The organism is Mucilaginibacter sp. (genome assembly GCF_036383575.1).
GTDB lineage: Bacteria > Bacteroidota > Bacteroidia > Sphingobacteriales > Sphingobacteriaceae > Mucilaginibacter.
On sequence record NZ_DASVOB010000886.1, the window covers coordinates 1 to 8012 of the forward strand.

Genomic DNA, 8012 nt, shown 5'->3' on the forward strand with positions numbered 1-8012 from the left:
AAATCTATCAGTACATATTTGCCACGGAATGATGAAAGGCTAATTATTTTACCGGCAGTATCAGCCTCGGCAAATTCAGGAGCTGTTGCGCCCAATGCCACGGCTTTTAATTTTGGCAGGCGTTCAGCAAATTTTTTACCTGCTTCGGTTGCTTTAATAGCTGCACTGAAATTGTTGAACAACGGGGCAATATCAACATAATCGGCGCTGTAAGCATATGATTCCAAAGCGTTAAGGCTCACATACGAATCGGGGTTTTCCTGGATGAATTTTTTGTTTACCAATGCATCCTGATCGTCGATCTTTTTTTCTTCGGCGTTTAGGGCGCTCAGCTGCTCGGGCGTTGCTGTTTTGCGTTTTGCAGCAAGCGCTTCGTAAGCGTCGTTAATCGGTTTTTCGGCCAGGTTATATTTTTCGTTATCGTTATTGGTTTTGGTGCCTTCTATTTTCGCATCAGCAATTTTATCAGTTGCGGTTACTGTGATAGTACCGGGTTCCAGGTAAAGGGATCGATAATCTTCCGAGCTATGCAGACCCGTTCCTTTGGGATTAAACAGAATATAACCGCTTAAGGGTGTTGTGCCTGTTTTACCGGTAAATTTGAAGTTTCCGCCATTCAATACTGCCGAATCAACAACTGTTTTACCATCTTTACGATACTGTACATACACCTTTGCGGGGGCGTTGTAATCACCAATTTTACCCTGAACGGTATATTGGGAATCTTGTGCAAAAGCCAAAGCCGGTACGCTTGCGATTGCGGTTAATGCTATTTTTTTTAATGAGGTCAAGTTCATAACGCAATATAATAAAATTAGCCGGCTATAAAATAACCGGCTAACTCAATGGTGAATTTGACATAGTAATGGATATAGCCGCTAACAGGCTATAGCATTGAATCAATTATATTTTCCGAACAATTGTTCAAGTTTGGCGTCAAGATCCTCTCCACGTAAATTTTTTGCTATAATCTTTCCCTGTGGATCGATCAGGTAGTTTTGAGGGATTGATGTTACTGAATATAAGGCAGCAGCCTGGTTGTTCCAGAATTTAAGGTCAGAAAGTTGGGTCCAATCAAGCCCATCACTTTTAATGGCAGCCAGCCAGGCCGATTTGCCGTCGGGCCTGTCTAAAGATACCCCAACAACGGTGAAATTCTTGTTTTTAAACCTTGCATAGTTGCGTGCTACATTGGGATTTTCCTGGCGGCAGGGGCCACACCATGATGCCCAAAAATCAAGCAACACATATTTACCCCTGAATGATGACAGCTTCACCGGGTTTCCGTTAACATCATTCTGGATAAAATCCGGTGCTTCAGAACCAATGGCGGTTACTTTCAATGCTGCAAGCTGCGCCTTCATCATTTTACCGGCCTCGGTATCTCTGATATTTTGAGATAGCGAATTATATAATGGCTCAACTTCGCTAACATCGGGAGCTGGACCGCTTACCGAGGTTAATGCAAGTAAACTTAAGTAACTATTAGGGTTGGCCGAAATAAAGCTTTTTAAGGTCGTTTTCTGTTCTGTTTGCAATGCTTTATATCTTGCCTGCATGGCAGTCCTGAAAGCTGCAGATTTTTGTTGTTCAGGCGTTGCTGCTTTGGCTTCGGCCATCAGTTTTTCGCCTTTTTGGTTGATGGCTTTTAACTGTGCCTGAAGTTTTACGTTATCAGCATTAAGTTGCGATCCGGTGATCTGTGCTTTGTCGATAGAATCTTTACTGGTTATAGTGATAGTGCCTTTTTCAAGGAAAAAATCCAGGTCATCTGCAGTTTTTGAGATCAGGCTGCCATTATCGGCATATTTATAATTACCGTCGATGAATTTTTCCAGCGGTAAACCTTTATAGTTTACAGCTAATGTGGCATTAACCGGGTTAATGATAGTACCTGTAAATGAAAATGCGCCATTAACCACATTGGCCGAATCGGTAACGTTGTTAGCGCCTAACTGGTATGATAAATATACTTTGGCTGGCGTGGTAACATTACCTAATTTACCATTAATAACAAAAGTATCTGTAGCCTGGGCAAGCGCCGTTACCGGCAGCATGGCGGCTATATAAAAAAATAATTTCTTCATTAAAATATATAAAAACTCTACGCTGCTAACGTTTGAGCATGGTTAAAATTGTGAATATCAGTTTAATTTTTGATAGGTGCGCCACCAAAGATCTGGTAATTCGCCGGAGGTTGCCGTTTTATAATCGGCATAACTGCAGGGCACCAAATGAAAACGCTCGTTAGGCGAGCCGGCCGAAGGGTAAGGCACCTGCATCCACCAACGATCGGATTTTTTGCTTTTTACAAATATCACTTCCTGGTCTTCGTGGGTTAAGCTGGTTTTATAAATAAGGTATTGCGATTTTGGATTGAGCGGAAAATCGCGTTTGCGGTTATAAAAGCCATCAATAAAATACCAGATCATTTGCGCCAGCTGCCAGGCGGTTTGCCCGTTGCTGTCATAAGCCGGGTTAAATTCGTAAAAACCTATTGAGGTAAGTTTATCATTAAAACCTGCATAACGGCAAAGCTGACAGGCTTCTTCTCCATAAAAACCATTTGGTGTAGCGTTGGCATTTCCCATGGCATCGGCAGCGCGGATGGCACCGATATCAAAACTTATCATGCTGGCGTTGCGGATGGTTGGTTCGGTAACCGCAAGGTTGCTGCTCAGTTCGCCTAAACGGTGTACGTCGAAAAAAAGCTTATCCATTACCCGCAGGCTGTCCTGGCTTACAAAATAAGTTTGATAACCAAGGTTGCTGAAGTTGAACAGGTAATTAGGATCATGCAGAAATATTTTGTTGAGATAGGAGCCGGAGGTAGTTTCGATACTGCCGCCATGTCCATCTTCATCCAGGTCAAAATGCGAATCGACCACCACCAGGTCAACCTTTTGTTCAAGCTCTTCATAGCCCAGATATTGGGCATAGGTGATGTCCTGTCCGCCTCCTAATATAACCGGGATAATATCTTTTTTGATCAGCTCACTCACTACCGTTTTTACGGCGAAGTAGGTGTCTGTTACTTTTTCTCCGGCACGAATATTCCCCAGATCGGCAATTTTTACCGAGTATCCTCCCTCATTGAGCTGGTAAAGTTTTTCGCGGATGTAATCAGGCCCAAGCGAACAGCCTGGATTGCCAACTGCATTACGATCATCCATAACACCGATGATGGCGATATCTGTTTTCTCTTCCAGGTCGGGGAAATCCACAGAGTAATGCACAATTTTATTGCCAAGCTGGCTGGTGTAATAGCCTTTTTTAGGAGCTATCTTTTTAAGATCAATCGGCGTAAAAAAATCAGCTAATGACATAATTGTTTAATGTGCGGATTTCAGATGTGCAAATGTGCAGATTTTTTAGCCGAAAGCGGAAAGCTTAAGACAGAAAGCCTGAGATCAAGGCTTCCTCTTTGAGTTTTCCGTTCTGCTTCGCTTAAAAGCTTTGAGCTTTCAGCCTTAAGCTTTCTGCTTAAAAATCCGCACATTTGCATCATGATCTTAATAACAGGCGCAACTGGTTTTCTTGGGGCCGAACTGGCAAAACTTTTGGTAACCACTACCGGCCAACGGATCCGTTGTACCAAAAGGGCAAGTTCAGTTATTCCTCAATTATTATTGCCTTACCAGCAGAATATCGACTGGGTTGATGCCGATATGATGGATATTTTCGCACTGGCCGATGCACTTGATGGTATTACACAGGTTTATCATTGCGCTGCATGGGTATCATTAAAGCAGGCAGATAAAAAGCCAATGATCAGCACTAATGTTACCGGAACAGCCAACCTGGTTAACCTTTGCAATGACCGGGGAATAAAGTTGGTGCATGTAAGTTCAATTGCGGCCATCGGCAGTGCAAAGCCCGGCGAGTTGATCACAGAAAATCATCACCTGGAGCAATCAACAGAAAATGATGGCTATGCCATATCCAAATTAGAGAGTGAGATGGAAGTTTGGCGTGGCATTGCCGAAGGTTTGGACGCTGTTATTATTAATCCTTCGCTTATTATAGGTGCAAGTGCCGGTACTGAAGGTAGCGGTGCTTTATTCAATACAGTACGTAAGGGACTTAAATTTTATACTTCCGGCACCATAGGTTTTGTTGACGTGGAAGATGTTGCTAAATGTATGGTAGGTTTAATGAACAGCGATATAACAGCCGAACGCTACGTTATCAGCGCCGAAAATCGTGATTATAAAAGCATGGTTACCGAGATAGCGAATGGCTTTGGTATTAAGCCACCCTCTGTTTTTGCCAAACCATGGATGATGGAGCTGGCCTGGCGCGGAGCAGCAGTTGTTTCGGCTATAACCGGCGGAGAGCCGGCTATCGACAAAACATCGGCCCAAGCAGCCTCACTAACCCGCGAGTTTGATAATTCAAAAATTAGGAAGGCCATAGGGTTTGAGTTTAAACCGATAAGTAAAACGATCGGGGAAATTTGCGAAGCTTTGAAATAGCCTGAGATATTAGCAGTTGAGAGGGGGCACCTATGGAGCCGGCACTTTGGATGTTTTTCTATAAACACGATACTCCTACGGAGTTTTGAAAAATAATATTCACACTCCGTAGGAGTATCGTGTTTATAGTTGAAATTACAAAATCAAGTAAGACTCCGTAAGTGTCGCCTATATTAAAGCGATTTCTCCGATTTTTAACTAATAGTAGCACGATAAATTTAAACTACAATCTCCCTATACTTCCTCAGTAAATTTTTTCGCACATTTGCACCCAAGATGGAACAGTACTTTATTATTGATTTCGACAGCACCTTTACACAGGTTGAGGCCCTTGATGAACTGGCACGCATATCGCTCAAAAATCGTCCCGACCGCGAAGATATCTATAAGCAGATAGAAGATTTGACCAATGCCTCGATGGAGGGCAAGCTCTCGTTCACCGAAAGTTTAGAGCGCAGAGTGAAACTGCTCAATGCCAACCGCGATCATTTAAAGCAACTGATCAGCCATCTTAAAAAGAAAGTTTCTACTTCTTTTTCACGTAATACTATCTTCTTTAAAAATCACCAGGACGAGGTTTTGATCGTATCAGGTGGTTTCAAAGAGTTTATTACCCCGGTAGTAACCGAATATCACATTAAAAAGGAGAACATCTACGCCAATACTTTCGTATTTGACGAAGAAGGCAATATCATCGGCTACGACCGAGAAAATCCACTTTCGCAGGAAGGCGGAAAGGTAAAGCTTTTGAAAGAGCTTCAGTTACCGGGCGATATCTATGGTATTGGTGACGGCTATTCTGATTTCCAGTTAAAGGAATCGGGCATGATCAAAAAGTTCTTCGCCTTTACCGAAAACATCGAGCGTAAATCGGTAGCAGAAAAAGCAGACCATATCACCCCAAGTTTTGACGAGTTCCTTTACCTGAATAAACTTCCGCGAGCTATCTCTTATCCTAAAAACCGAATTAAATGTTTAGTTGTGGGTAATGTTGATGAAGATGCGCTGGACCAGCTTAAAAAAGAGGGCTACAACATGCGTCACCGAGAAAGTGTTGAAGACAAATACCTTGAAGAAGCCGGTGTGCTGTTTTGCGACGAAGAGAATCAGCCAAGTGCCGAGCAGGTTCAAAACGCAGGCAGATTAAAGGTGATCGGTGTTTTTGGAAAATGTAACCGCAAGCTGGCCGATGCCGCTGTTGAAAACGGGATCATTATATTTGACGACCCGAGACATAATCCGCACAGTAATGACTTTCTTCCGAAAAGGGTGATGGCTTTCATGAACGAGGGTAAAACACATACCAGCTGTAATTTTCCAGATCTGCAGCCGCCACGTGTTAACAATGCTCACCGGTTAATTCACATCCATAAAAACGTACCGGGGATCCTGGCTAAGATCAACGATGTATTTGCCCGCCATAATATTAACATTGTGGGCGAATTCCTGGTTACTAACCCGCAAATAGGTTATGTAATTACCGACGTTAATACAGGCTACGATACCGAAGTGTTGAATGAGTTAAAAGCTATTGAACATACTATTAAGTTCAGGCTTTTATATTAATCTTTTGCTTCGATATAAGGAACAACCAACACGGGGATCAAGGATTTATTGACCACCTGTTGGGCAACGTTACCTAAGAAAAGTTTATCGATGCCGGTACGGCGGTGAGTGCCTATAACTATCAGATCGGCATTGAATTCCTTGCTGCATTCAATAATGCCTTCAGTTGTTGAGCCGTATTGGATAAATTGTGCTATCTCCAGTCCTTCGCCCCATTCCTTTGCCGCCTGGTTCAGTAATGTTGCTGAGCGGTTAACTTGTAATGTTTCCAGTTCTGTGCCTGGCAAGTTGATATTGGGATCAAAAGGCATGCCCAATAAACCCTCTTGGGTATCGGTAGGTACTATTATAGGTTCAACTATGTGTACCAGGCCAACTTCGGCGCCATAGCTATGGGCTATATCAAAACCGTAGGCTGCTGCATAACGTGAAAATTCGCTTTCATCAATGCCGATGAGTATCTTCCTGATCTTCATAATAATATTATAAGGCTTGTATCCATTATAACAACCTAATACGGATATGTTTTAGCAGCATAGTATTTTATTACCTTTGAGGCATGCATTTCTCTCCCGAAATTGAAGACCGTTTAAACCGCCTGCAGGAAAAGTACGAAGCCATGGGCCAGGATATGAACTCCTATCTTGATGGCCTGCTGTATGCTGATTTTTTAACTTATTGGGATTATATCCACCTGGATACCCTGCTTAGTTTACAAAACCCTAAAACACCTTTCCCCGACGAAGAGATCTTCATCATTTACCACCAGATCACCGAGCTGTATTTTAAGCTTGCCCTGCATGAGTGTAAACAAATTGCAGAAGCAAGCCCGCTGACTGCTGAGTTTTTTACCGCGCGGCTAAAACGCATCAACCGGTATTTTGGTGCTTTAACCCACTCGTTCGAGATCATGGTTGATGGCATGGAGAAGGAACAGTTCCTTAAATTCAGGATGTCGTTGCTGCCGGCAAGTGGCTTTCAGTCGGGCCAATACCGTATGATCGAGATCTATGCTACCGATTTTATAAACTTGGTTGCCAAAGATAAACGCGAGGAACTGCAGCACGCTACTATTGACGAACAATTTGAATACCTGTACTGGAAGTTTGGCGCAACTGAACTATCCACAGGGAAAAAAACGTTGACACTAAAACAGTTCGAAAAAAAATATTCAAAAACGTTTATTGAACTGGGCAAGGCTGCTGTTACACATAACTTTAATACACTGGCTAAGCAGTTTGAAGCAGCTTCGGAGTTAACTCCCGAGCTACGTAATGAATTGCGCCAGCTGGATATCAATGTAAACGTGAACTGGCCGCTTTCACATTATAAATCGGCAGTGCGATATCTTAATCGTGAGCCCGAAGATATTAAAGCAACAGGAGGCACAAACTGGCAAAAATACCTACCTCCGCGTTTTCAAAAAAGGATCTTTTATCCCTGGGTATGGACGGACGAAGAGAAAGATAACTGGGGCAAAGCCTGGGTTGATGATGTATTGAGCGGGATTTAAGGTTCGCAATTGTATTGTCAAAATGATATTTTAATGTGTGATAATCACCATTTAAGCTTGTAATTTTTTGGCATAGGATATAAAAATGCCTAACTTGCCATTTTCTATTATTTATTAATTTTTAATGCCATGACCGAGACATTGGACATCAAGATCAGCAGAACAACTGCTTCCCGTTTGCAGCAAACGGACTTCGACAACTTACCTTTTGGAAAAACTTTTTCTGACCACATGTTTGTGGCCGATTACGCGGACGGTGAATGGAAAAATCTCTCGGTCATTCCCTACGGCGAAATTGGTCTAAGCCCTGCAATTTCAGCACTTCATTACGGACAAGCGTTTTTTGAAGGCCTGAAAGCCTATAAGCATGCCGATGGAAAAATCACCGTTTTCCGCCCCGATAAAAATGCTATCCGTTTCAATAAATCGGCCGAGCGCCTTTGTATGCCAACTTTGCC

General features: G+C 42.8%; 7 protein-coding genes and 1 pseudogene. 4 read left to right on the forward strand and 4 right to left on the reverse strand.

Annotated features, from left to right (window positions below; genetic code table 11):
* From VF500_RS31120 to VF500_RS31130, 3 genes are all read right to left on the reverse strand, one after another.
* On the reverse strand, nt 1-797 hold a 797-nt coding region (locus VF500_RS31120), incomplete at its 3' end, for a DUF4369 domain-containing protein (protein ID WP_330863383.1).
* A 102-nt stretch (nt 798-899) separates the two neighbouring features.
* On the reverse strand, nt 900-2087 hold the full coding sequence (locus VF500_RS31125) for a TlpA disulfide reductase family protein (protein ID WP_330863384.1): 1188 nt from the start codon (nt 2085-2087) through the stop codon (nt 900-902).
* A 57-nt stretch (nt 2088-2144) separates the two neighbouring features.
* A complete protein-coding gene (locus VF500_RS31130; protein WP_330863385.1) occupies nt 2145-3326 on the reverse strand; it encodes a formimidoylglutamase in 1182 nt (393 codons plus the stop codon).
* A gap of 180 nt (nt 3327-3506) precedes the next feature.
* On the opposite strand from VF500_RS31130, the gene VF500_RS31135 reads away from it, so the two are divergent.
* The gene (locus tag VF500_RS31135) at nt 3507-4475 is read left to right on the forward strand and encodes an NAD-dependent epimerase/dehydratase family protein (RefSeq protein WP_330863386.1); all 969 of its coding nucleotides are present in this window, start codon (nt 3507-3509) and stop codon (nt 4473-4475) included.
* Between the two features lie 276 nt (nt 4476-4751).
* Nucleotides 4752-6041 carry an HAD-IB family phosphatase gene (locus VF500_RS31140; RefSeq protein WP_330863387.1) on the forward strand — a complete coding sequence of 430 codons (1290 nt, stop codon included), beginning with the start codon at nt 4752-4754 and terminating at the stop codon, nt 6039-6041.
* Here VF500_RS31140 and VF500_RS31145 read toward each other — a convergent pair.
* Nucleotides 6038-6517 (reverse strand): universal stress protein, encoded by a 480-nt coding sequence (locus VF500_RS31145; RefSeq protein WP_330863388.1) that lies wholly within the window; start codon nt 6515-6517, stop codon nt 6038-6040. The two genes, VF500_RS31140 and VF500_RS31145, sit on opposite strands and share 4 nt — an antisense overlap.
* Before the next feature lie 83 nt (nt 6518-6600).
* Here VF500_RS31145 and VF500_RS31150 point away from each other — a divergent pair, with 83 nt between their 5' ends.
* Entirely contained in the window at nt 6601-7554 is a 954-nt protein-coding gene (locus tag VF500_RS31150; RefSeq protein ID WP_330863389.1) for a tryptophan 2,3-dioxygenase family protein, read from the forward strand.
* 129 nt (nt 7555-7683) lie between these two features.
* Nucleotides 7684-8012: pseudogene (locus VF500_RS31155) on the forward strand (branched chain amino acid aminotransferase); the annotation flags it as partial.